Annotated in this window: 21 protein-coding genes and 1 pseudogene; 10 read left to right on the top strand and 12 right to left on the bottom strand. The window is 68.6% G+C overall.

Going from position 1 to position 23,828, the window contains the following annotated elements; translation table 11 throughout:
* Positions 1-172 precede the first annotated feature (172 nt).
* The 5 genes from ACN261_RS32180 to ACN261_RS32200 all read left to right on the top strand — a co-directional run bounded on the left by ACN261_RS32180 (position 173) and on the right by ACN261_RS32200 (position 9,860).
* A complete protein-coding gene (locus ACN261_RS32180) occupies positions 173-5,746 on the top strand; it encodes an amino acid adenylation domain-containing protein (RefSeq protein WP_425853760.1) in 5,574 nt (1,857 codons plus the stop codon).
* 460 nt (positions 5,747-6,206) lie between these two features.
* Positions 6,207-6,482: an MbtH family protein gene (locus ACN261_RS32185; protein ID WP_425853761.1), complete on the top strand. Its 276-nt coding sequence runs from the start codon at positions 6,207-6,209 to the stop codon at positions 6,480-6,482.
* The gene (locus tag ACN261_RS32190; RefSeq protein ID WP_421483189.1) at positions 6,479-7,030 is read left to right on the top strand and encodes a hypothetical protein; all 552 of its coding nucleotides are present in this window, start codon (positions 6,479-6,481) and stop codon (positions 7,028-7,030) included. Before ACN261_RS32185 ends, ACN261_RS32190 begins: the two co-directional genes overlap by 4 nt.
* A gap of 965 nt (positions 7,031-7,995) precedes the next feature.
* A complete protein-coding gene (locus tag ACN261_RS32195; protein WP_421483188.1) occupies positions 7,996-9,351 on the top strand; it encodes a cation:proton antiporter in 1,356 nt (451 codons plus the stop codon).
* 74 nt (positions 9,352-9,425) lie between these two features.
* Positions 9,426-9,860, top strand: a complete 435-nt coding sequence (locus ACN261_RS32200) for a type II 3-dehydroquinate dehydratase (protein WP_421486858.1) — start codon at positions 9,426-9,428, stop codon at positions 9,858-9,860.
* Between the two features lie 16 nt (positions 9,861-9,876).
* On the opposite strand, the gene ACN261_RS32205 is transcribed toward ACN261_RS32200, so the two are convergent.
* Together ACN261_RS32205 and ACN261_RS32210 are read right to left on the bottom strand one after the other, a co-directional pair.
* Entirely contained in the window at positions 9,877-10,938 is a 1,062-nt protein-coding gene (locus tag ACN261_RS32205) for an IS110 family transposase (protein ID WP_421483187.1), read from the bottom strand.
* Positions 10,939-11,227: 289 nt separating this feature from the next.
* Entirely contained in the window at positions 11,228-12,010 is a 783-nt protein-coding gene (locus tag ACN261_RS32210; protein ID WP_425853762.1) for a transposase family protein, read from the bottom strand.
* 355 nt (positions 12,011-12,365) lie between these two features.
* Here ACN261_RS32210 and ACN261_RS32215 point away from each other — a divergent pair.
* Positions 12,366-12,570: pseudogene (locus ACN261_RS32215) on the top strand (aminotransferase); the annotation flags it as partial.
* Between the two features lie 186 nt (positions 12,571-12,756).
* Here ACN261_RS32215 and ACN261_RS32220 read toward each other — a convergent pair.
* Positions 12,757-13,587: a TetR/AcrR family transcriptional regulator gene (locus tag ACN261_RS32220; RefSeq protein WP_421483185.1), complete on the bottom strand. Its 831-nt coding sequence runs from the start codon at positions 13,585-13,587 to the stop codon at positions 12,757-12,759.
* Between the two features lie 237 nt (positions 13,588-13,824).
* Between ACN261_RS32220 and ACN261_RS32225 the strand changes: the two genes are divergently transcribed.
* On the top strand, positions 13,825-14,169 hold the full coding sequence (locus ACN261_RS32225) for a transposase family protein (protein ID WP_421483184.1): 345 nt from the start codon (positions 13,825-13,827) through the stop codon (positions 14,167-14,169).
* 42 nt (positions 14,170-14,211) lie between these two features.
* Entirely contained in the window at positions 14,212-14,994 is a 783-nt protein-coding gene (locus tag ACN261_RS32230; RefSeq protein WP_425853763.1) for an ISAs1 family transposase, read from the top strand.
* Here the strand turns inward: ACN261_RS32230 and ACN261_RS32235 are convergent.
* Complete coding sequence (locus ACN261_RS32235; RefSeq protein ID WP_421483182.1) at positions 14,977-15,633, bottom strand: DUF6875 domain-containing protein; 657 nt, start codon at positions 15,631-15,633, stop codon at positions 14,977-14,979. The genes ACN261_RS32230 and ACN261_RS32235 overlap by 18 nt on opposite strands.
* A gap of 146 nt (positions 15,634-15,779) precedes the next feature.
* Here ACN261_RS32235 and ACN261_RS32240 point away from each other — a divergent pair, with 146 nt between their 5' ends.
* Together ACN261_RS32240 and ACN261_RS32245 are read left to right on the top strand one after the other, a co-directional pair.
* Complete coding sequence (locus ACN261_RS32240) at positions 15,780-15,974, top strand: ferredoxin (RefSeq protein ID WP_421483181.1); 195 nt, start codon at positions 15,780-15,782, stop codon at positions 15,972-15,974.
* Positions 15,975-16,067: 93 nt separating this feature from the next.
* Positions 16,068-17,279 (top strand): cytochrome P450 family protein, encoded by a 1,212-nt coding sequence (locus ACN261_RS32245; RefSeq protein ID WP_421483180.1) that lies wholly within the window; start codon positions 16,068-16,070, stop codon positions 17,277-17,279.
* Between the two features lie 509 nt (positions 17,280-17,788).
* Here the strand turns inward: ACN261_RS32245 and ACN261_RS32250 are convergent.
* The 8 genes from ACN261_RS32250 to casA all read right to left on the bottom strand — a co-directional run bounded on the left by ACN261_RS32250 (position 17,789) and on the right by casA (position 23,648).
* Entirely contained in the window at positions 17,789-18,082 is a 294-nt protein-coding gene (locus ACN261_RS32250) for a hypothetical protein (RefSeq protein WP_421483179.1), read from the bottom strand.
* A 99-nt stretch (positions 18,083-18,181) separates the two neighbouring features.
* Entirely contained in the window at positions 18,182-18,313 is a 132-nt protein-coding gene (locus ACN261_RS32255; RefSeq protein WP_421483177.1) for a hypothetical protein, read from the bottom strand.
* Positions 18,313-18,735 carry a hypothetical protein gene (locus tag ACN261_RS32260; protein WP_421483175.1) on the bottom strand — a complete coding sequence of 141 codons (423 nt, stop codon included), beginning with the start codon at positions 18,733-18,735 and terminating at the stop codon, positions 18,313-18,315. The genes ACN261_RS32255 and ACN261_RS32260 overlap by 1 nt, the downstream gene beginning before the upstream one ends.
* Before the next feature lie 126 nt (positions 18,736-18,861).
* On the bottom strand, positions 18,862-19,527 hold the full coding sequence (cas6e, locus tag ACN261_RS32265) for a type I-E CRISPR-associated protein Cas6/Cse3/CasE (RefSeq protein WP_421483173.1): 666 nt from the start codon (positions 19,525-19,527) through the stop codon (positions 18,862-18,864).
* 2 nt (positions 19,528-19,529) lie between these two features.
* Complete coding sequence (gene cas5e / locus ACN261_RS32270; protein ID WP_421483171.1) at positions 19,530-20,231, bottom strand: type I-E CRISPR-associated protein Cas5/CasD; 702 nt, start codon at positions 20,229-20,231, stop codon at positions 19,530-19,532.
* Complete coding sequence (gene cas7e, locus ACN261_RS32275; RefSeq protein WP_425853765.1) at positions 20,228-21,352, bottom strand: type I-E CRISPR-associated protein Cas7/Cse4/CasC; 1,125 nt, start codon at positions 21,350-21,352, stop codon at positions 20,228-20,230. The genes cas5e and cas7e overlap by 4 nt, the downstream gene beginning before the upstream one ends.
* Positions 21,349-22,026: a type I-E CRISPR-associated protein Cse2/CasB gene (gene casB, locus ACN261_RS32280; RefSeq protein ID WP_425853766.1), complete on the bottom strand. Its 678-nt coding sequence runs from the start codon at positions 22,024-22,026 to the stop codon at positions 21,349-21,351. Before casB ends, cas7e begins: the two co-directional genes overlap by 4 nt.
* Complete coding sequence (gene casA, locus ACN261_RS32285; RefSeq protein ID WP_425853767.1) at positions 22,023-23,648, bottom strand: type I-E CRISPR-associated protein Cse1/CasA; 1,626 nt, start codon at positions 23,646-23,648, stop codon at positions 22,023-22,025. Before casA ends, casB begins: the two co-directional genes overlap by 4 nt.
* Between the last annotated feature and the right edge of the window lie 180 nt (positions 23,649-23,828).

Genomic DNA, 23,828 nt, shown 5'->3' on the forward strand with positions numbered 1-23,828 from the left:
CGGGGCGGCCGACCCCGGCGGGCCGCCCGCCGAGCTGTACCGTCCCGCGATCTCACCGCTGTCCCGAGCTGCGCTGTCGTCGTTCACCAACAGCCCGCTGACCGGCCGCAGCACCGGGGCGCTCATTGGCCGGCTCCGGGAGCATCTGCGCGACCGGCTCCCGGACTACATGATGCCCGCGGCATTTGTGCCGCTGAACGCTCTGCCACTGACCCCGAACGGGAAGCTGAACCGCGACGCCCTGCCGGCCCCCGACATCCTCGGCAGAGGGTCGGGCCGGGCGGCGCGTACCCCGCAGGAGCAGATCGTCTGCGATCTCTTCGCGCAGGTGCTCGGCACGGCGCGGGTGGGAGTGCACGACGGCTTCTTCGACCTCGGCGGCCACTCGCTGCTGGCCACCCAGCTGATCGCGCGGCTGCGGGCGACGTTCGGCGTGGAGTTGCCGCTACGCACCCTGTTCGAGGCCGCCACCCCCGCCGGTATCGCCGCGCACCTCGACGACGCGGCGCAGGCCCGGACCGCGCCGGCGCGACGGCCGCGCCCGGACCGCCTTCCGCTGTCGTTCGCCCAGCGCCGGCTGTGGTTCATCCATCAGATGGAAGGCCCGAGTCCCACCTACAACATCCCGCTCGGACTCCGGCTGACCGGCGACCTCGACCGGCAGGCGTTGCAGGACGCGCTGGCCGACGTCGTGGCCCGGCACGAGAGCCTGCGGACAATTTTCTCAGACGATGCGGGAGTGCCGTACCAGTTCGTGCTCGACGCGGGCTCGGCGACCCCGGCGCTCGCCGAGCACCACGTCACCGACGACGAGCTGCCGGCGGTTCTGGAGAAGGCCGCACGGTACCCGTTCGACCTGGCATCGCAGCCGCCGCTGCGCGCCGACCTGTTCCGGCTCGCCACCAACGTGCACGTACTGCTGCTGGTGCTGCACCACATCGCGGGGGACGGCTGGTCGCTGGGTCCGCTCGCCGGTGACCTCGCCCGGGCGTACGCAGCGCGCACAGTGGGCGCCCAACCGGAGTGGGACGAACTGCCGGTGCAGTACGCGGACTACACGCTGTGGCAGAACGAGCTCCTCGGCGACCATAATGACCCGGACAGCCTGTTGGCGCGCCAGCTGCGGTACTGGACGCACCAGCTCTCTGACGCGCCGACCGACCTGGAGCTACCCACGGACCGGCCGCGTCCAGCCGTCGCCTCCTACCACGGCGACTACGTCGCCGTGCAGATACCCGCGGCCCTACACGTGCGACTCGCCGATCTGGCACGGCGGTCGGGTGCGACGCTCTTCATGGTCCTGCAGGCGGGCATGTCGGCCCTGCTCAACCGCCTCGGCGGTGGCGACGACATCCTGATCGGCAGCCCCATTGCCGGGCGTACCGACCAGAGCCTGGACGACCTGGTCGGCTTCTTCGTCAACACGTTGGTGCTCCGCACCGATCTCTCCGACGACCCGACATTCGTCGAGCTCGTGGCCCAGGTCCGGGATACCTCATTGGCGGCGTACGCCCACCAGGACGTGCCGTTCGAGTATCTGGTGGAAAGGCTCAACCCGCCCCGGTCGTTGGGCCGGCACCCGTTCTTCGGCGTGATGCTGGCGCTGCAGAACGCCACCGATGCCGTGTTCGAGTTCCCGGGCCTGCGCGTGGACGTCGCGCCCGGTCGCACCGGTACCGCCAAGTTCGACCTGTTCTTCAGCCTCGCCGAGAAGCGCGGCCCGGACGGCGGCCCGGACGGCGTGAGCGGCGTGGTCGAGTACGCGAGCGACCTCTACGACGCCGCGACGGTCCGCGACCTGTTCGGCCGATGGCTGCAGCTTCTCGAGTCCGCGGTCGCCGACCTGGACCGGCCGATCAGCCGGCTGGAGCTGCTGGCCGCCCACGACCGGCGGCAGGCCCTCGCCGCCGCCGTCGGCCTCGTCGCGCCGGTACGCCGGGCCAGCGTCGTCGACCTGTTCACCGAGCAGGTCGCGGCCACGCCCGACGCGGTGGCGGTGGCCGACGAGCGTGCGACCGTGACCTATGCGGAACTCGAGGACTGGTCGGCACGGCTGGCGGCCGAGCTGGTAGCAGGCGGCGTCGGTCGGGGCACGTCGGTGGCCGTGCTCATGCAACGGTCGCGAGCGCTGGTCGTCGCCGTCCTGGCCGTGCTGCGCGCCGGTGCGGCCTACGTGCCCCTGGATCCGCGCTATCCCGACTCCCGGCAGCGGCTTGTACTGGCGGAGACGAACGCGGTGCTCTTGCTGACCGACGCGGCGTCGCTGCCGGACAGCGAAGCAGACACCCCGGTGCGCGTGCTCGCTCCGGAACCGGAGGCGGTCACCGCGGCTCCGCTCCCGCGGGTCGATCTCGACGGTGACGACGCGGCGTACGTCATGTACACCTCCGGCTCGACGGGGCGCCCCAAGGGCGTGGTGGTGACCCACCGCAACATCGTCGACTTCGTGGCGGATCCGTGCTGGCGTTCTCCGGCCCAGCGTCGTGTGCTGCTCCACTCGCCCGTCGCCTTCGACCTCTCCACGTATGAGCTGTGGGTTCCGCTGCTGTCGGGCGGACGCATCGAGGTGGCCCCGGCCGGCGAGCTCGATGCGCACGCCCTAGCCGACGCGATCGCGGGCCGCGGTATCACCTCACTATGGCTGACCAGCTCGCTGTTCAACCTGGTAGCCGACCTCGAACCGGAATGCTTCGCGCAGGTGCAGCAGGTGTGGGCCGGCGGCGAGGCGGTACCGGTCGCGGCGGTGCGGCGGGTGCTCGACGCGCACCCCGGCCTCGTAGTGGTCGACGGCTACGGCCCTACCGAGGCGACGACGTTCGCCAGCTACCACCCGGTACCGGCGGCCGACGCGGCCGGGCTGGGACACTCGGTGCCTATCGGGCGGCCGATGGCCAACATGTCCACCTACGTGCTGGACGCCAACCTGCAGCCTGTCCCGCCCGGCGTGGTTGGCGAGCTGTACCTCGCCGGCACGGGCATCGCCCGCGGATACCTCCACCGACCAGGGTTGAGCGCCGAGCGGTTCGTCGCGTGTCCCTACGGTGTGCCGGGGCAGCGTATGTACCGCACGGGTGATCTCGCGCGGTGGACGACGGAATACGTGCTCGAGTACATGGGTCGGGTCGACCACCAGGTGAAGCTGCGCGGGTTCCGCATCGAGCCTGGTGAGGTCGAGGCAGTGCTCCTGCAGCACCCCGCGGTGACACAGGTCGCGGCCGTCGTGCGTGACGACGTGGCCGACGACCAGCGGCTGGTCGCCTATGTCGTGACGGGACCGGCCGAGCGCGATGTCGCGCTCGAGAAGGAGCAGGTCAGCGACTGGCAGCAGGTACACGACGCACTGTACGAGACGACCGGCGACGACGACCTCGGTGAGGACTTCACCGGCTGGAACAGCAGCTACGACGGGGCACCCATCGCCCGTGCGGCGATGGTGGAGTGGCGGGACCGGACCCTCGAGCGCATCCGCGAGCTGCGGCCCCAACGCGTCCTGGAGATCGGTGTCGGCACTGGCCTCCTGCTCGCGCACCTGGCGCCCGACGTCGTCGAGTACGTGGCGACGGACTTCGCCGGGCGGGTCATCGACACGCTGCGGCGGCGACTGGCGGGCCAGCCTGAGGTCGCCGAGCGGGTTCATCTGCATACCCGGGCAGCGCACGAGCTCGACGACCTTCCCCGCGGCCACTTCGACACCGTCGTGGTGAACTCGGTGGTCCAGTACTTTCCCCACGTGGACTACCTCGTCGACGTGCTGGAGGGTGCGCTGCGGCTGCTCGCTCCAGGCGGCGCCGTGTTCATCGGCGACGTCCGCAACCTGCGCCTGCTGGACGCTCTCACCGTGGGGGTGCAAGCGGCGCGGCTCGGCTCGACCGACCCCGCGGAACTGCGTGACGCGGTGGCCCAGGCCATCCGGCTCGAGAAGGAACTCCTCATTGACCCGGACTTCTTCACCGCCCTGCGCTCCCGGTTGCCGGAGCTCGGCGACGTGTCGGTGCGTCTCAAGCGCGGCCGGCACGACACCGAGCTGACAAAGTTCCGCTACGACGTGGTACTGCGCAAGTGGACCGGAGCCCCGAAGGCCACGGTTGGGCCGCCGACGCTGGACTGGGCGGCGGCCGGCGGAGTGGCCGCGGTCGTGGCCCGGCTCGAGCGCGACCGTCCGCCGCGTCTGCTCCTCGTGGGAGCACCGAACCCGCGCGTCGCCGCGGAGGTCGCGTTGGCCAATGCGCTCACCACCGGTGACATGGCGCCGGTGCCGCCCGCGGAGGCCACCGTGGAGGACTGGTACGAGTGGGGAGAACGACTGTCCTATCGGGTCTCTGTCCGGTGGTCCGACACCGCGCGTGACCGCATCGATGTGGAGTTTGTCGACCCCGCAATGGCTCCCGACGAGGCCTCGCCCGTCCCGGTGGCCGGTTGCGGCGCTCCGGCGGTGTCCGGCCGGCCATCGGATGAGCGCGCATCATTGAGGCGCTTCGTGAACGACCCGACGGCGACACACCATGACGCCGAGCTCGTCACCGCGCTGCGAGAGTTCGCTCGGGAGCATCTGCCCGCGTACATGGTGCCGTCGACGTTCGTACCCCTCGATGCCCTTCCGCTCACCCCGAACGGAAAGCTGAACCGGGCCGCCCTGCCGCAGCACGACCTGCGGTCCAGCCGCCTCTCGCGGGCACCGCGCACGCCGCAGGAACAGGTGCTGTGCGAGCTGTTCGCTGAGCTGCTCGGCGTGTCCGCGGTGGGGCTCGACGACGATTTCTTCGATCTTGGCGGACACTCGCTGCTGGCCACCCGGCTTATCTCCCGCATCAAGGCGACATTCGGCGTGAATCTGGGCTTGCGAGCGCTGTTCGAGGCACCGACACCGGCTGGAGTCGCCGGCCGACTGGACATCGAGGACTCTGGCAGCGGTTACGAGGTCATGCTCGCGTTGCGCGGCGGCGGAGACCAACCGCCACTGTTCTGCCTACACCCCGGCGGGGGAATCGGGTGGTCGTACGTGGGCCTGATCCGGCACCTCGGCGCCGATACGCCCGTCTATGCGGTGCAGGCACGGGGGCTGGACCAGCCGACCGAGGCGTTGCCCGCCTCGCTGACGGAGATGGCGGCTGACTATGCCGACCAGGTCGAGCGGATCTGGCCCAACGGGCCGTACCGTATTCTGGGATGGTCGTTCGGGGGGCTCGCGGCGCATGCCGTGGCGACGGAGCTGCAGCGCCGTGGCCGGACGGTGGCGCTGCTCGCGGTGCTCGACGTGCACCCCGGTTGGCAAGACCTCACTCACGAGGGCGTGCCGGGCCTGGGTGCGGACGAGATGCGATCGCATCTGGAGTACCTGCTCCGGCTCGTCGCGTTCGACCCGGAGTCGCTGGCGGACGAAGCCTTCACGTTCGACAACGTGATGGCAATCCTGCAGGACCGGGGCAGCGCCATGGGTTCACTCGACGAGCAGCGTCTCCGGTCCATCATGGCCATCTTCACGAACAACACGCACCTCATGATCGACTATCGCCCCGCGGTGTTCGACGGTGACATCCTGCTGTTGGCCACAACTGACCAGCAGGACCCGGAGGCGACGGCGGCAGCCTGGGTGCCCTACCTGACCGGCCGGGTCGAGACGCACCTGGTCACCGGCGACCACGGAACTATGCTGAGTCGTCCGGTGTCCCTGGCGCAGGTGGGCGCCGTTCTCGCCGCAGCACTCGAGCGGGTACGTCCGCGGCAACCGAGAGGCCACCAAGCGTGACTACCATTTGAATGGTCTTGTTACTCCTCGCGCTGGCGGTGATCTCGCTCCTGGCGTTCGGCGCGCGGGTCGTCGCCCGGCGTTCGCGGCAGCCGCCGGTCGTCGGGTAGGTCTTTGTGGGTGTCCTGCTGGGGCCGGACGGTGTTCGGCGGTGTCGTCGCGGACACGGAGTTCCCCGCCGACATCCGGCCGATGCTCCATGCACTCACGCGCATCAGTGTGGCCTGGTCATGTTCGGTCGTCGTCCCGCCGGCGGGACGACGACCGGTGCCGGCGCCGGGGTCGCGCCGGCCCCCTCCGCCCGAGCCCGGATCGTTTCTCCGGCATTGTCGAACGAGTCTTGGAAATGGCGCCCGACTGATGTTATGGTTCATTGAGAAAGTGGTGCGGAATAGCGGGTAAGAATGGCGTTCTGTGATTCCTGGGTTGACTCCGTCGGGGTGGCAGGAAATTCGTAGGTATGTCCATCGCCGTGCCGGCCACGCTGCCGAGCATCGAATTCATTTCCGTTGGGAGCCTCATGTCGAACCCCTTCGAAGACCCGGATGGCACCTACCTCGTGCTCATCAACGAGGAGGGCCAGTACTCGCTGTGGCCGGCTTTCGCTGACGTCCCCGCAGGATGGGCGGTCGTGGTCACCGAAACGAACCGTCAGACGTGCCTCGACTACATCGAGGAGAAATGGACCGACATGCGGCCGCTGAGCCTGGTGCGGCAGATGGGAGAGGCGCGATGACGGCGACGGCCTTCGAGCATCTGTTGCTGACCGAGGAAGATCTTGACGACTCCTTTTTCGGGGAGGAGCCGAGCGCGGCCTATGACCCCGTTTTCCTCTCCGGTGACGAACAGGGCCGCACCCTGATCGACATTATCAACGCGCTGAGCCGCGGCTCGCACCCGGCGACCAAGAACCACGCCGCCGCATTGTTCACCAGCGGCGCCGGGCTCGTGGTCTTCCACAACGTCACGGAATTCGAGGACGGGACCGGTGCGCAGGTCTACGAGCAGTTCCGGACCGCCCTGCGCGACTGTTGGGAGTACCGCATGGAGCTGAATGACGGTGCTCAGTTCGACGTGCGGAAGCTCGAGCTCGAGGAAGAGGACGACGTCACCTTCGCGCGCTGGCTGACGACTGCAGACCCCTACCGGATCGAGGGCTGCTGGGCCATCTCACTCAAGGGCGACGTGCTGTCCTTTGTCAACGTGCGCAACCCGGACCGGTTGGAGATCCGTCGGCTCGCCAAGACGGCCCTCAACCGCATCGCCAGCGCCGCGAACCCGTAGATCATGCACCCCGCGCCCCGCGTTATGAGACGAGATCAGCGGGTGCTCTTCGATCCGCCCATGCGCCGGCGCGGCGATGCTCGCGGCCTTCTGCGCCGCGTCTACGCTCTCCGTGACGCGGCTCCCGGCGGCCGCCGTCGCGACCCCGCCGAACATTCCCGGCAAGTCGACGGCACAGAGCCAGCTCGACGCGCTGACCTTCACCAGTGAGGGAACGCCGTCCGGGTACTCCGTGACCTGTCCCCGCACTGGGCCACCATCAGGGGCGCCGGCGACACCCAGGAGACCGTACTCAAGCGCGACGGCACGACCGTCGTGACTGACTTTGCCTGCGCCGCGGTCTCGGGGACCTGGCATAGCCCCTACGACGACGCGACCTGGACGGCCGCGTCCGACGTCGACCACGTGGCTCCGCTGGCGGAGGCGTGGCGCTCCGGCACCAGATCCTGGACGACCAGCCACCGGCAGAGCTTCGCCAGCAACCTCACACGGGCCACAGCTGATTGCCGTCACCAAGACGTGAAGCAGGCCAAGGATGAATGTTTCCCTGCGTCCGGCCACCCGCCGACTGCGATCGATCACCGACCTGACGCCACTGCTCGGGATGCTGCTGTCCGGACTGCCGCCGTTGCCGACGGTGCCGAGGTGATACCAGAGTTGGCGATGATTGCTCGTGGCCCAGGCGTTACGTTGCCTCCAGGCAGTCGCCCGTCCACAGGGAATCGACGAGTATGCCCCCTCCGTACGATTCGGTCACCGCGACGGTCCAGCAGGTACGCCAGCGAGATGTGCGGGCACGTACCGGCCACGCACACCGACTGCCGCCGGCCGGTCGTTGCGACGACGTGGTCCGTTCGTTGCCCGAGATCGCCTCCGTTTCCCGCTGAGCAGCCGAGGGTGAGACCCACGTGACTACCCCCATGCCGTTGTACGCCGCACCCCTACCCACGATCGCCTCGCATTCGATGCTCTTGCTCCTGCTGCAGATCTGCGTGTTGCTCGGCCTCGCGCTCGGTCTGGGGCGGCTGGCCATGCGCTTCGGCATGCCCGCCATTGTCGGCGAGCTTGCGGCCGGCGTCATCGTCGGGCCGTCGCTGCTGCAAGCGGTGGCGCCCGGCTTCTCGGGATGGCTGCTGCCGTCGGATCCCGAGCAGATGCACCTGCTCGACGCGGTCGGGCAGATCGGCGTGGTCCTGCTCGTCGGCATCACCGGTATCGAGCTGAAATTCGGCCTGGTCCGCCGGCGTGGCGCCACCGCGGTGCGGGTGAGCCTCGGCGGCCTGCTGATACCCCTCGGCCTTGGCGTCGCCACCGGGTACCTGCTCCCGCGCTCGATGGTGCCCGACGGTGTGGACGCCGCTACGTTCTCACTGTTCCTCGGTGTGGCGATGTGCGTCAGCGCCATCCCGGTAATCGCCAAGACGTTGATCGACATGAACCTGCTGCACCGCGGCGTCGGCCAGCTCACCCTCGCGGCCGGCGTCGTGGACGACGTGGTCGGCTGGTTCCTGCTGTCGGTCGTCTCCGCGATGGCTGCATCAGGGCTCACTGCCGGCGGGGCCACGCAAGCGCTGCTTCATCCGGTCGCGGTGGTCCTAGTCGCGGTGTTCGTCGCTCGCCCCCTGGTCCGCTGGGCGCTGCGCCTGGCGAACCGGTCGGCGGAGGCGGCCACGACGGTTGCCACCGTCGCTCTGCTCATTCTACTGGCGGCAGCTGCGACGCAGGCACTGGAGCTTGAGCCGGTGTTCGGAGCGTTCGTCTGCGGTGTCCTCATCGGCTCGAGTGGCGAACTCGACGCGGCGAAGCTGGCGCCCCTGCGTACCACGGTGCTGGCCTTCCTCGCACCCGTCTTCTTCGCCACCGCGGGCCTGCGAATGGATCTCACGGCACTCGCCAAACCGGTGGTGTTGCTGACCGCGGCGGTGGTGCTGCTCGTGGCGATCGTGGGCAAGTTCGCCGGGGCCTATCTCGGTGCTCGGCTCAGCCGGATGAGCCGTTGGGAGGGGCTGGCACTGGGTGCGGGCATGAACTCCCGCGGAGTCATCGAGGTGATCGTGGCGATGACCGGGCTGCGGCTCGGTGTACTGACCCCGGACACGTACACCGTCATCGTGTTGGTTGCCATCGCGACCTCACTGATGGCGCCGCCGCTCCTACGCTTCGCGGTCGCCCGCATTGACCGTGAGGCCGACGCGTCGCTGGCGAAGAACGATCCCGAGATCACGACGCAGGACTCCGGTCCTGGGCAGGCGGCGCTCGATCCCGCGCGCGCGGACAACCGAGCCGGCGCGCGACCGGAAACGACGCCCCCCGCCGGCTGAATGCGGCGCGCAGGGTTACCGTATCTGGTGATACCGCGGCACGGGGCCACCGAACATCATGGACCTATGGGCTCCTGCTTGTGCTTAACGGTCGGAACCTCGGCATCCTGGGTGAGCGTGAACCCGAAATCTACGGCACGGACACCCTCGCGGACATCGAGAAGGCGGTGGGGGACGAGGTGCGCCAGCGCGGATGGGAGGTGCTCTCCATCCAGCGCGACGGCAAGGGCGAACTCGTCGGGGCCATCCACGAACACCGGCTCGACACGGTGGGTGCGATTGTGAACCCGGGCGCGCTGATGATTGCGGGCTGGAGCCTACGGGATGCCCTCGCCAGCTATGCGCCGCCGTGGGTCGAGGTTCACCTCAGTAACGTGTGGGCGCGGGATCAATTCCGCCACGAGTCGGTGATCGCCCCGCTGGCCAGTGGCGTGATCGTGGGAATGGGCTCTTTCGGTTACCGCCTCGCGGCGCGGGCTCTGCTGCATCTCACCGGGGCGAGACAGTGAGATGCTTCTATAGCTGTCAAGTGGTGCTGGTGGCTGAGTGGGCGCTGTTCAGGGTCCGGAAGAGTTGCCGGCTGATGTAGCGCTTGAGGCTGCGCATGATCTCGCGTTTGGTGCGTCCCTCGCGGGTGCGCCGGGTCACGTAGTCGCGGGTGCGAGGGTCGTGGCCCATGCGGACCAGCGCGACGGTGTAGAGCGCTCGGTTGAGGCGTCGGTCGCCGCCGCGGTTGAGCCGGTAGCGGGTGGTGTTGCCTGATGAGGCCGGTAGCGGTGACGCGCCGGCCAGGGCAGCGATCGCGGCTTCGGAGCGGACGCGGCCAGGGTGGGACCAGGCCAGCAGAACGGTGGCGGCGACGACGGCGCCGACACCTGGCAGGGCGAGCAGTTGTGGTGCTTGCGCGGTGACAGCTTCGTGCAGCGCGGTGTGGTTGGCGGCGAGTTCTGCGTCGAGAGCACGGATGCGACGCGCCAACCGGATCGCCTCGGCTCGGCAGACGGCCAGGGTGGGGTTGTCGCTGCGGGTGCGCCAGGCCGCGACGGCGGTGATCGTCGAGGTGGTCAGGGCGCGGCGGGCATCGATGCCGAGGTCGACGGTGCGCAGCAGCGCGGTCAGCGCGTTGACCGCGCGGGTGCGTTCGCCGCTCATCTGCTCGCGGGCCGCTGTCAGGACGCGCAGGGCTGTGCGATCGCCGCCGGCCCGTGGCCAGCACAGTTCGTTGATGTCAAGGCTACGAGCTGCTTGAGCCATCGCGACGGCGTCCACGACGTCGCTCTTGCCACGGCGACGCCGGGTAGTGGCCGCAACGTCGGGGGCCTCGGCGACGGTCAAGCCGGCTGCAGAAAGCTGCTCGGTGAAGGTGGCGCCGTAGGAACCGGCGCCGTCGATGACGATCAGCGTCGGCGCCTGGTGGGTGTGGCGTTGGATCCAGTCGACGGCACGGCGCAGCCCTGACGGGCTGGTCGGGAACTGAGCCTGCTGCCCGACTGCGCCGGTGCCAGCGGTGATCAGGGCGAGCGTGTGGGAGGCGGCGTGGGTGTCCACGCCGATGACGAAGTCGTACTGGTCTGCGACGATGGCCATTGCGGCGTACTGCCTTCCCGGGGAGACGTCGTGACGGCGTCGGCCCGGGAGATGTGTGCTCTCGAGGCAGGACTGTGATGAGCCACGATCCGCTGCAACGGACCGGGCAAGCTTCTGATCAAGCCACCGAGAGGGGCAGGGCCGGCGCCCGACCACGTACCGGATGGGCAGATCTCACTGAGAGCACCTCGTGGGGCCACCATTTTCATGAGCCACACCCAGCCGCGATCATGACGCTGACCCTGCCAGCCAGCCCCAGGCCAGCCAACACCTACCTTCACAGCCCTTTTCATCCTGCGTAGCGGTTGGCTTCGACGTGGTGCAGAACGAGGATGGCCTGCGCGATCGTGGTCGCTCGTCGTGGGCAGCAGCGCAGCTTGTTCAGGATCTTCAAGGTCTTGAGGGTGGCGATCGCGCGTTCGCCGCGGGCGCGGATTTTTGCGTGGGCGCGGTTCACGGCCTTCTGCCGGCGTGACAGCTTCGGCCGGAAGCGGTGCCGCTTGAAAGGCGTGCGCACGCTGCCGCGGGCTCCTTGGTAGCCCATATCGGCGAAGGTCATCACGTCTGCCCTGCTCAGCGCGTCGATGATGCCGTGGGTTCGGGCTGCGGTCAGGTCGTGAACCGAACCGGGCAGCGCCGGCGAAGCCCAGACGAGCCGGCCAGCGGCATCGGCGATGACCTGCACGTTCACGCCGTGGCGCTTGTGTTTCCCGGAGTAGTACGGCCGCTGGTCGGCAATCCGGTCGATCGGTATCAGGGTGCCATCCAGGATCGCGTACGCCAGTCGGCGGATCCGTTCCATGGCGGTGGCCAGGTCGTTCGCGGCCGTCGCGAGCAGGGCTATCGCATCCTGCACGTACCGCCAGGCGGTGGCGATGCCGATCTGGAAGCCGGTCGCGAGTCGGGTGTAGGTGTCGCCGTTGCGCAGGTGAGCGAGAGCCAGCAGCGTCTGCCGGCCGGGGTCGAGGCGTCGCCACCGAGATCGGCGCTGTTTACGGTGCCCGCGGATGCGTTCGGCGAGGTGGTTCAGGGTGCGGCTGGACAACGGAATCGTGGCGGGGTAGGACAGCATGGCGAGGCTCCCGGTCGGGGCTTCGAGTCTTGGTCGAAAGCTGTCCTACCTGGAGTCTCGCACCTATCGATCACCGGGCCTGCCATACCCATCCTGGGCCGCAAGATCAGCCTGGAAAAGGCTCGATGATCAGGACCCGGCAACATGGCAGCAAGATGTGGATTGCGTCGAAGCACTACTGGAAACTCACCGTGCAGGCCACGGAAAAGAGCGCGCTGCAGTCGATGCTCATCGTCTGCTCATCCTGACGACGAGGTGACCGAGTAGGGCGTTGTACGACCGTCCGCCCCGCGGCCCCACGTCGGGTCCGCTCGTCACGAGAGTGCGCCAGTTCGGCACCATCGTCTTCGCGGAGATGTCCATACTGGCTGTCCGAACCGGTGTCATCAACGTGGGTCAAGGCTTTCCTGACACCGACGGTCCGGCCGAGCTATCTGCGGCCGCCGTCGCCGCGGTGCGGTGCGGGCAGAACCAGTACGCTCCCGGCCTCGGCGTCCCGGCCCTGCGCTCGGCCATCGCCGACCACCAACGCTGCTGGTGGGGGCTGGAGTACGGTTTCTCTGCCGGTCGCTGCCCTGCCGGTGCGGGATTGCTGCCGTGGCGGCTGGGCGCGTTCTGCGTCGCCGCGAAGGCCGGCAGGTCGCTGGTGTGGTTCGCCTTCTGCAAGCGTTCGGAGGCGCTGACCGAGGCTGCGCGCCGCCTGCGCGCACTCGGTAGGATCTCCGGTCCCCCGGCTGCCGGTCGGGTCACCCTTCTTCCGGCCCTTCCGCGACCGCCCTCGCCCGAGCCGCGTCGATTCCATCCAGCAGGACGGTGAGCCCCACCTGGAACGTCTCTCGGGCCTCCTGTTCCTGATGGGGGACACCGCCGCCGTGCCGCATCCCCGGCTCGTCCGCAGGCGCGTCCCGGGCTCCCTCGAGTCGCATCACCATGGGGAAGCGCTGGGCGAAGTCGGGAGCGAGTTCCTCGAGCATCATCGACCGGCTTGCCCACCACTCGTCGTCCGAGACGCCGGTGGCCGACGGCGCCTGCCGTGCCTCCGCGATGGTCTGTGCCGCGCCGCGGACGAAGTGGAACAGGACTCCGACGGCCCGGCGCAGCGTCGTCGAGGACAAACCGGTGCGGTACAGGATGCCCAGTACGGTATTCAACATTGCGTACTCGTGCGGGCCCAGGACCGGCCGGGCAGTCGACATCTGCAAGGCCCAAGGATGCCGCAGGTAGAACCCGCACAGGTCGTCGGCCCAGCAGATGAGCGCCGCACGCCAATGGTCCTGTGGGTACGCGGCGGGCAGCTCGGCCAGGGCGCGGTCGTACATCAGGTCAACGAGCTCGTTCTTGCTCTGCACATAGGTGTACAGCGCCATGCCCGAGCGCCCGAGCCGCTCGCCGACCGCGCGCATGGACACCGCGGCGATCCCATCGGCGTCGGCGAGGGAGATGGCCGCATCCACCACGGCATCCACGCTCAGCGCCGGCTTCGGGCCCGGAGTCGTGCGTACGGGCGTGGCCCCGGACCGGCGCCACAGCAGAGCCATGGACCGGCCTACGTTGCCCTGCCCGGCGAAGAGGGCCACGACCGTCTCCTCGTCAGGTTCCTTTGCCGGAACGTCTTTTTACGGCGTAATGATATCAAGGGGGTGGGCGGGCGATGCGGCGGAGGGTCGGTCGGCAGGGCCCCGGCAAAGTCGTGGGGTGTCTGGCTTGAGGTGGTTGGAGTAGACGCGCCCTTGCTGGTGGTAGCAGGGCGGGCATGACTGCTTCAGAAGATCATCGAGGTTCTCGAGGCCTTGTTGATCCGTCCGAAGTGAGCCATGCCCGCGCTGCCATCATCGCTGATCTCGTCGTTGTCGTGCGCACCGGCTGTCACGGTGCCTGAAACCGCTGCTGGACTGCCGGTGGCGTTGGCTGTGCTGCCGGATTCTCGGGCCCGGCGAGGAGTGCGGTATCGGCTGACGGTGGTGGTGACGGCGGCGGTGTGCGCCGTGGTGTCCGGCTACCGTTCGTACGCGGCGATCGCCGAGTGGGTCGCTGATGTTCCCGCCTCGACCGCGTTGGCGTTGGGTATCGACCCTGATCGGCGCACGTCCGAGGCGATGATTCGCCGGCTGTTGCAGGCCTTGGACGCAGACCGGCTCACCGCGGCGATCGGTGGCTAGCTCGCCGCTCGATCCACGGTCGAGACCCCAGCGGCGAGACGAGTGATCGCGGTCGACGGCAAGACGCTGCGTGGATCCCGCACCGCCTACGCCGCCGCCCGGCACGTCTTGGCCGCCTGCGACCAGGCCAGCGGTCTGGTCCTGGCCAGCACCGACGTCGACGGCAAGACCAACGAAATCACCCGCTTCCAGCCGTTGCTTGACCAGATCGGCGACCTGCGCGACACCGTGATCACCGTCGACGCGTTGCACTGCCAACGCGACCACGTCGCCTACCTCGCCGAACGCGGCGCCGACTGGATCCTCACCGTCAAGGCCAACCAGCCCGCCCTGCACGCCCAACTGACCGGCCTGCCCTGGCGGGCGGTCCCGCAAGCCGCCCGCGACACCGACCGCGGCCACGGCCGCCGCGAGATCCGCACACTCAAGATCCTCAGCGTCTTCACCGGAATCGAGTTCCCCCACGCCGCGCAGGCGCTGCAGATCCGCCGTCGCCGACGACGGCTCGACCAGCCCAAACGCTTCACCACCGAAACCGTCTACACGATCACCAGCCTGCGCCTGCACCAGGCCAAGCCCGCACAACTGGCCGCATGGATCCGCAGCCACTGGCACATCGAAAACAAGATCCACTGGGTCCGGGACGTCACCTACGACGAGGACCGTTCCCAGATCCGCACCGGCACTGGCCCTCAGGTCATGGCCGCCCTGCGCAACGCCGCGATCGGCGCCCTGCGCACCGCCGGCATCACCAACATCGCCGCCGCCAACCGCCACCACGCCCGCGACAGCACACGCCCCCTCGCACTACTCGGCATCACCTAACGACTTTGCCGGGGCCCTGTAGCGGCGCTCCGCGCGCCGGTAGTGCTCCACCCGAACCGGGTCGTCCATCTCCGTGAACTGCGGTGTGTAGAACTTGCCGAACTTCTCCCGGTACTTCTCAAACCAGTGTCGATGCTCTGACAGGAAGAAGATGTCGTGCAGAGCGATCGCGCGGATCGCCAGCAACGGCACCGGTGCCCTGCTCACCGCGAAATCGGGGTTCCGCGCCGCGGGCACCTCGCAGTTGTCGTGGAACTGGCCGATCATGAGTCCGTGCGCCACGAACTCGTCCTTGACGAGGCGTTGCGCCTCGTCGAGCAGTACGGTGTCCTCTGCGCGAAGATCCGGAAGGATCACCACGAGCGCACGCAGCATGGGGTTTCGGCCTTGCCACGAGACAAGCTCGTACTCGCGCATGCTGCTTCGGGCGATCTCCTCGAGCAGGTCCTGGGTGGGGGAGTCTCCGACGAGCCGGACGCGGAACTCCATGCTCTTGTTCTTGCGGGAGGGCGTGACGAAGGGGCAGATGGGCCCGAGGCGACCGATGTCAGGATGATGGGCAGCAATGTAGTCGGTCAACCACGCATCGATTGAAGTGAGTGTAGAGTCGATGTTTCTGACATTTTCGCCGGAACTCATGACATCCTTTCCGTTCGCGTTCGGTGTGTCCCGCCAGCGGGACACACCGAACATCCGGAGCTGGGAGTAGCTTGCCCGCCAGAATGCCGGCGAGCTAGCGTCTTCATCGCGAACCGCCGAGTAAGGCCGATTGGGAGGCGACCCGAATGCGCATCAGCATCGATCGTGACAGCTGCATCGGTAGCGGGCAGTGCATCTTGATCGCTCCCGGCGTGTTCGCCCAGGATGAAGTGGGAATCAGCTATCTATTGCCCGCCGGCGAGAATGGTGCGGAAAGCCCTTCGGCCAGTGAGGCGGAGACCGGATGCCCGGTCCGTGCCATCACAGTCCACCAGGACTGACGTAGCCAGTAGAAGGCGAAGCGAATGTCGACCTCTTCACTCGTCTCGCAGGCGGAGCTTCCCGGAGCGCCGCACGCGATGGACCCTGCCCTGATGACCGACCCCTTCGGCGGCTACGGGCGGTTGCGTGAGCTGGCGCCGGTCGTTGCCGGACGGTACCTCGACGGCACACCGGCATGGTTCATCACCCGCTATGACGATGTCCGCGTGATGCTGCATGATCGCCGACTCGTGAACACGCCGGCTTCGATACCGGGGGATCCTGCGGAAGACCCGAGAACGAAAATGATGGACATGCTCGCCATCCCCGAGGAGTTGCGCTCCTATCTTCTCGGTTCGATGCTTGACACCGACCCGCCCGAACACACCCGCCTGCGCAGAACGGTCGCGCGCGAGTTCACCGCCCGTCGGATCCTCGATCTCCGGCCACAGATCGAGAACATCTCCAAAGGACTCCTGGAACGCTTACCCAAGCTTGCCTCCGATGGCGTCGTGGATCTGCTCGCGAACTACGCCTATCCGCTGTCGATTCGCGTCATCTGCGATCTCGTCGGTGTCCCCGAGCGGGAACGGGACAACTGGCAGCAGTGGGGCGACGACCTCATCACCATGCGGCCAGAGCGCCTCGCCACCTCGTTCCCGGCGATGATCGAGCACACCCACCAGTTGATCTGGGCGCGCCGGTCGAAGCTGGGGGACGACCTGCTGAGTGGGCTCATCCGCGGCCAGAGCGACCAGGACGGCAGCATCAGCGATATCGAGATCGTCACGTTCGTGGTGACGCTCGTGCTAGCGGGCCACGAGACGACGGCCCATCTGATCAGCAACGGGACGGCTGCCCTGCTCCGCCACCCCGACCAGCTGCGCCTCCTACGGGACGAGCCCGGCTCCGTGTCGAGTGCGGTGCACGAGCTGATGCGCTGGTGCGGGCCGGTGCACACGAGCCGGCTTCGGTACGCCGCCGAGGATCTCGAGATCGCCGGCACCCGCATCGTGCGCGGCGACGCGGTGTTGCTCGTGTTCGTCTCGGCCAACCACGACCCGCGTCAGTACGCCGACCCGGAACGGCTCGATGTGCAGCGGCACCGGTCTGGTCAGGCCGAGACGCACGTCGGGTTCGGCCATGGCATTCACTATTGTCTCGGCGCCTCGCTGGCCCGGCTGGAGGCGGAAGTTGCCTTCGACGCTCTCCTTACCCGGATCCCGGACCTGTCGCTCGCCGTCGAGCCGGCGGAACTGGAGCGGACCGAGCGCATGCAGTTGCCCGGCCACTGGCGCCTGACGCGGCTTCCGGTCGTCATCTAGACCCTTCTGCAAGCGGGGTTGTGCGCCCGCAACCCGCATAGGCATGGTGCGGTAGATCAGCCGGCTGCGGTGGTCGGGCCAATGGCGCAGCCCGGCCACCGACAACCCGCACGGTGCCGTTCGCGGTCGCCTTGACGACCGGGGTCACGCCCTCGGTGCCAGGTCGTGGCCTCGGGCGCTCTCCGTGTTTGCCCGCGCCCGTCGGCGAAGCACCGCTACGACTCGCTCCGGGCGCCGACTTGCGCCCACCTGCAATGACGCGAGGTGTATCGACGCCCGTACCGGCCGTGCGATGGCTTACGGCTCGGTGAAGCAGCGCGGGCAGGGCCGTGGACGGTTTGACGCGAGACTCGCCCGTAGTGCCGACCGTGGCGTCCTCCGCGAAGCGGCACCTGCCAGTCGGTATTGCGGCGTTCATGGCCGGCATGGCACCGGCCACCAGGGCGAACGGCAACATCCATTGACGAACGCGGCGGTCACCACGCGCGCCCGGTAGGGTTCCCCTCGAGTCAGCCGAGACCGCGGTGCCCCGCCCACAGCGCGCTGGCCTGATTGGCCGCCTCGGCAACCAGTGCGGCCAGTTCGGGCTTGTTCGACATCGGGAAAGAAACATACGTGCCGCGGCCACCGCTGATCGGCCGGCCGTAGGCCTTTGCCGCGAGGTGTCCATCCTTCAGCATGCGAACGTTCAACGTGGTCAACTCGAATTCCTGACCGTGTCTGGTGTCGGTCCAACGGAGTTCTTCGGGAATGGTGACGTTGATCGCAAGAGCACTCACGTCGGGACTGGCGTCGCTGCTCATGAGGGACATCATCGCATGTGCCCCAGTGATTTCCGAGTGCGGACGGTCTGCCGCACGGCATGCCATGTTCTCGCAGCGACCCACACTGCCCGGAAGTGATCATTGCGGTGGGAGGACGACGCCGTCGTGGGCCCACAGGTCGCTGCCGTCGGGCCAGGCGACCGCTGGCTCGCCGTCGGCGTGCAGCCGACCGCCGCCGGTGACTCGCAGGACGGACGGGCACTGCGTCATCATGCCACCGTGTCCAGGGGCCACCACGGGCCGGCAGCCAGCGCGGCATTCCGGCACCCCTCCCCCATGGGGCCAGGCGCCGCGCCGAACATCTGCCGGTAGGTGTCGATAGCGGCCAGCAGAATCCAGTCGGGGTAGTAGTGCCAGGCCGGGTCGAAGAACCAGTCGCGGGGACCGAGGCAGGAGCGGACCACCGCATATTCCTCATCGTCGCAGTCGACGATCGTCTGGTCGTCGCGCCAGAACCAGGCCGGCCGCATACCGTCACTGCGGGTGTAGGTGGCCCGTAGTCGCACCGGGTGTGCGACGGGCCGCCAGGCTTGTCCGGCGCGGGGTTGCAGGTTCAGCGGCCCGAACTCGTCCACGCAGAGCACCCAGCCATCGGCGGGTGGGTGGTCGTAGAGGCCCAGTATCCGGCGCATCTTGGTGGTGAAGTCGGGGGCGGCGCCGGCCTTCCACGTCCTGGTGGCCTGCCAGGAGAGGGGCTTCCACTGAGTAGGGCACGCTCGGTCAGCTACGGGGATGATTCATCGGTCGAGTTGTGGTGGTCAGGTCACTGGAGCGAGGGTGAGTAGGCCGCAGCCGTACGCCTTGGCATGCCCGATTCCGCTGGTCATGGCGCGGCGGACGGCGTCGGCGTCAGTGACCTGGAGAATGCCGTCGTACGTCACCGTGGTGAGCGTGACCGTTCCCATGCCCCGTTTGAAGGTCTGGGCCTGGCGGCGGTGCAGCCGTAGGTTGGGTAGACCGTCGTGTTGCGGTGCGATGGCGAAGCCATGGCGATCGGCGCGGCTGGTCAGCCATCCGATCTGCTCCTCTTCCCGCAGGTAGCCGAAGCGTTGGGTCTCCTTCGCGTCGGCGGTCTTCCGGCCGCTGTGCGTCGGGTTGGCGGTGAGTCGGAATGCCCACTGCTGGCCGGGGCGGAGGGACTGGAGCAGTCCGTCGTAGTCACGGGTCACCCAGGCTTCAGTGGTGGGCCAGCCGGCCTGTTCGACGAGGTGGGTGAGGTCGGGTCGGCCGGGGCTGACGATGTAGAGGTGCACGGTTGCGGTGGCCGGGGTGTCGAGTCGCCAGAGGGTGCGGCTGCCGGCCTGCTCGTGGTCTTCGGGTGCGGCGAAGGCTGCGCGGACGGCGCCATGCATGGCGTGGGGTGAGGAGAGTAGCTTTCGCGCACCCCGGCGCGCGACGTTGATTCGGAACCGGGTGAGGTACATGGTCAGCCTCCCAGCAGGCTCATCGGGTCGTGGTCGGTGACGTGGGCCCGTTCCGCGAGGTCGTTGGTGACGTCCACGTGTCGGCGTAGCACCGAGCGCCAGGTGTGTTGCCGGTGGGCGGGGTCGAAGCTGACCGGTTCGTCGGGCACGGTTTCGGTGACCGGTTCGTCTGGCCGCGCATCCCGGATGATCTCCAACCGGATGGGGCTGGCCGCTATGCGCCGGTACCAGTCCGCGGCGAGCCAGGGCCATGTCGTCAGTGCGCCGTCGAGGGTCAGGTCGTGGACGCCGAGGTTGATTGGACCGGCGGGTGGGCAGGAGCGACGCCCGAGGTAGAGGGGGAACTGTGGGCGGCTCAGGGCTTCGGCCAGGCCGTGGAGCAGTTCCCGTTCGCCGCTGAGGACGGCGAGGAAGGCGGCGTCGGTCAGGTAGTAGCGGTAGGTCAGTGGTGCGCTGGTGCATCCGTCGAGGGAGTGGGCGGTCTGGAAGTCCCGCAGGAGCTGTCCGGGTTGGTCCAGGCGTACCCCGAACTCCAGGCCGAGCAGTTCGGTGAGCGGTTCGGTGCGGCGGATGCCTTTGGCGGCGGCGAGGAGGCCGATCACGCCGCTCTTGGTGGGTGCGATCTCGGTACCGCGGCGGGCGAAACGGCTGGACGAGCCCCACGACTGCAGCGGGCCGGCGAGCCTGAGCGCCAGCACGCTCATGCGGGCTGCCCGAGGGCCAGGGCGACGTGTTCCCCCACGCCGTTGACCAGTTCGTCGAGGCTGACCGCCTTGCCGAGGTCGGCCAGCACGGCGGTCTTCTCGCCGACCTGGGTGACCCAGCTGGCGGTCGGTCGCTCGCCGAAGGCGTTCTCGACCGCGACGGTGTGTTTCGCCAGGGCGGCGGCGGCCAGTTCGACCCGGCCGGCGGTGTGGGTTTCCCGGATGGGCGTCTCGAATGCGCCGACCAGGTTGATCGGCTGGGAGTCGCGCATCCGTACCAGCACCGCGTCGGGCAGGGTGCGGTGGGCGAAGGTGTTCTGTTTGCCGGTGGGCATGCTGCGGACGAAGGCCGTGAGGAACGCCTCGACGGCGGCTCGGGTGGCGTCTCCGTCGCCCAGGGTGCGGTGCAGCGCGTCCACGTCGAGGGTGGCATAGCGGTACAGGGTGGACGAGTTGAACTCGACCGTGCCGATCATGCCCGCGCCGGTCTCACTGGCGTCGGCCTTGCGGTCATCGACGGCAGTGAAGAAGTCGAACTCGTTGTCGACGGCGTGCACGCTGATGGCGTGCGCGACCTGGCAGGCGGCGTCAACGTTGATGTCCGCCATGTCGGCGACCATCCGCCCGAACAGGGCGATGTCGATCGAGTGGTCGGTGTTGGCCAGCGCCTTGAACCGGCTCTTGTCCAGAGACTCACCGGCGCGGTGGGCTTCCAGGGTAGCAGCGGCGATGTTGTCCAGTTGTCGGCGGCTGAGGAACAGCAGGTAACCGGATTCGGCGTCCTTGGCGTCGCCTCTTCTCCTTTCCGCCTTGGCGAGGCCGGATGCGGCGAAGGCGTCGGTTGCCAGGGCGGATGCCGCCTCGTCGGACAGGCTCGGGTCGAGGGTTTTGAGTCGGGCAGCGAGGGATTCGCCCACCCGCTTGGTCCGCTCCCCGAGCTGGGAACGGTCGACCAGGGTGGGGAAGGCTAACCGGACGGCCCGCTTCCATGCCTGGCTGGAGACCCGGGCACGGCGGACACCACCATAGATGGCGGTCTTCGGCGAGCCGGTGTCGTCCCGGTTGAGGTTGCTCGGCGGTACGGACTGCAGCACGTAGATGTCGATGATGGTGCGGCTCATGACGCGTTCTCCTCAGGGTCGGGGGTGACACTGTCGGTGTCGGTGGCATCGTTGAAGTTGCTGCGGAAGAACTCCCGGCCCCACACGGCCTGCACCCGGGGCCGACCGCCGGGTTGGCGCAGGGTCTGCAGGTCGTCGGCGAGTAGGCCGTAGTCGAGTGGAATCTGGTGCTCCCGCAGCATCACGATCAGGCTGCGAAGGTGGTAGACGCTTTCGGGGTAGGAGCTGGCGGTGCCCAGTGCGGCGAAGCGACGCCGCACCCCCTCTGGTGACCTGGAGGCGCGGACGAGGGCGGCCAGGGCCTGTCCGAGGCCGTGTCCGGGGCTGTGCATGCGTTCCCGGCGCGACTGTTGGTGCAGCGCGTACAGGGTGACCGCGTCGTGGGCGGCGTACTCGGCGTCGGCCGCCTCGGCATCGTCGGCGGGCCGGCGGCCCAGTAGGTGTGGGGGAACCTGAAGGTATCGCTCCAGGGTGTAGTCGAAGCCGGGCACCCGACCGATGCCGCGGCGGAGGCGGGCCAGCGTGCTCACCGCCTCCGGGTCGGGCGCGTCGCGCAGCAGTCGCGACTGTAGGACGCCCACCGTTCGGGAGACGTGCTTGCCCAGTTCGCCGCAGGAGCGCACCCACGGCTTACGTCTCGGGGTGCCCGCCTGCTCGAGGTCGACCACAGTCATACCTTCTCCTCCTGCCGCTGCTGCGTGCGTTCGGCCGCCATGGGCAGCGCCCTGGCCAGGCCGGTGCGGAACCATGCCTCGGCCTGCGAACTTGAGTAGTGCACCGCCTTGCCGGCGCGGTCGACGCCGGGCCGGCCGACCCAGGCTGCCGGGCCGGCGGCGGCGACCAGCTCGCGGCCGAGCCGGTCCACCGCCCGCCGCACCTGGCGCTGCCACCACGCCCGCTCGGCTACGGGATCACTGTCCGGGCCGAGCGTCGCCAGCCAGTCGCGGAAGGCGCGGTCGAGTACGGCATAGGCGCGCTCCGCCGCACGGTCGGCCTCGCCACTGTCGGTGTCGCGCCCGCCGGCGGCGCGTACCAGATTGGTGGCGAGGCGGCGCAGCACCTGGACTGCGGCCTCGGCGTCGGCACTGGCGTCGATGACCGTCGCGCGCAGCGCGGAGTGTTCGACCAGCAGCAGCACGTTCATGGCCAGTGCGTCGCTGAACACCTCGTCGATGACTGACTGCTTCGATCCGTAGGCGACACTGACGGCGCGGGGTCGGACCTGCATGTGGTGACTGATGACGCCGGTGACGGTCAGCCGCGCCAGCCACTGTAGGACCATCGGTGACAGCCGCTCCGCTGCGTCGCCGCCGCGTGGTGGCGGGGGCGGCAGCAGGGTCTGGAGTCCTCGCCACAACGCGCGGGTGTGGTCGTGGGGGCGGGGGAGGTAGATCGGGGTTCGTTTCTGTTCGCGTTCGCGTGGGCCGCTGCGCCCCCAGACGCTCATCGGTTCCAGCAGGTGCCGGTCCTGCCATTCGAAACGGTCTCCGTTGGCGATCATGGCGCCGGTGATGCCGTCCGCATCGCCGAACAGCCGGATTCGTCGGGACTGCCAGGTGTAGAGACTGAGCAGGCCCCAGGGGCCGCGGGTCACATCAGCTTCCTCGGCGGCCGACTGCGGGTGGCGTTCCCACACCGGCAGGTCTCGCTGATCGGCCCGCTGCCAGCCGGGGGCGATCGGCACCAGGTTGAGCAGCAGGGTATCCCGCAGAGTGTCGCCCTCGACGTAGATGCCGCCGAGCCAGCCGAGCTGGCTGGCGCCGATCGGGTAGCCCTTGCCCTTCTTGGCCCGAGGGTCGCCGACCGCTCCGGTCTTGATGCCCGAGGTGTCGTAGGCCTGGCAGTGCACCAGCCACCGGGCGGCCTCCGCCGGGGTGATCGACTCCAGGCCGGAGCCCGCCCGGGACGTCAGGAACGGCATGCCGTTGGGGACGTCCGCGATGAGGCGTTCCAGACCGTAGGTGTTGTCCTTCTCCGCCCGCAGCGTGGCGACCTGGTAGAAGGGGTGCTCCGGGTGCAGGAGGTCGAAGCGGCCGCGGAAGGCGTCGAGGTAGTCGGCGATGTCCGACAGTGGTAGTTGTCGGTCCCGCCAGAGCGACTGCCAGGCGGTCTCGCCGGGCGGGCCGTCGGTGGCCCGGTGCAGGATCGCCAGCGCCAGCCTCAGGATCGCGAAGGTCTGCGAGGGCAACTCGCAGGCGATCATGCGTACGTCACCGGCCTGCGCGAACAGGTCCGACAGCGACAACTCACGGCGCTGGCCTGCGACATCCAGCACCGGGATCCACGGCTTGTCCACCAGGGAAAATCCGGCTGCTGAATCTGGGTTTGTCAAGCTGCTCACCACCGTCTACTCTCGACTCGGCCGGCTGAAACAACTAAGCACACTGTGTGCGGAGATGCAAAGCGCGGTCACTGGTTGCCAAGCTCCCTCGGGGCGAGGGGTGATCCCTAAGCACACTGGGTCGCAGCCATGTTC

The sequence above is a fragment of the Micromonospora sp. WMMD723 genome (assembly GCF_049863385.1).
Taxonomy (GTDB): domain Bacteria; phylum Actinomycetota; class Actinomycetes; order Mycobacteriales; family Micromonosporaceae; genus Micromonospora; species Micromonospora wenchangensis.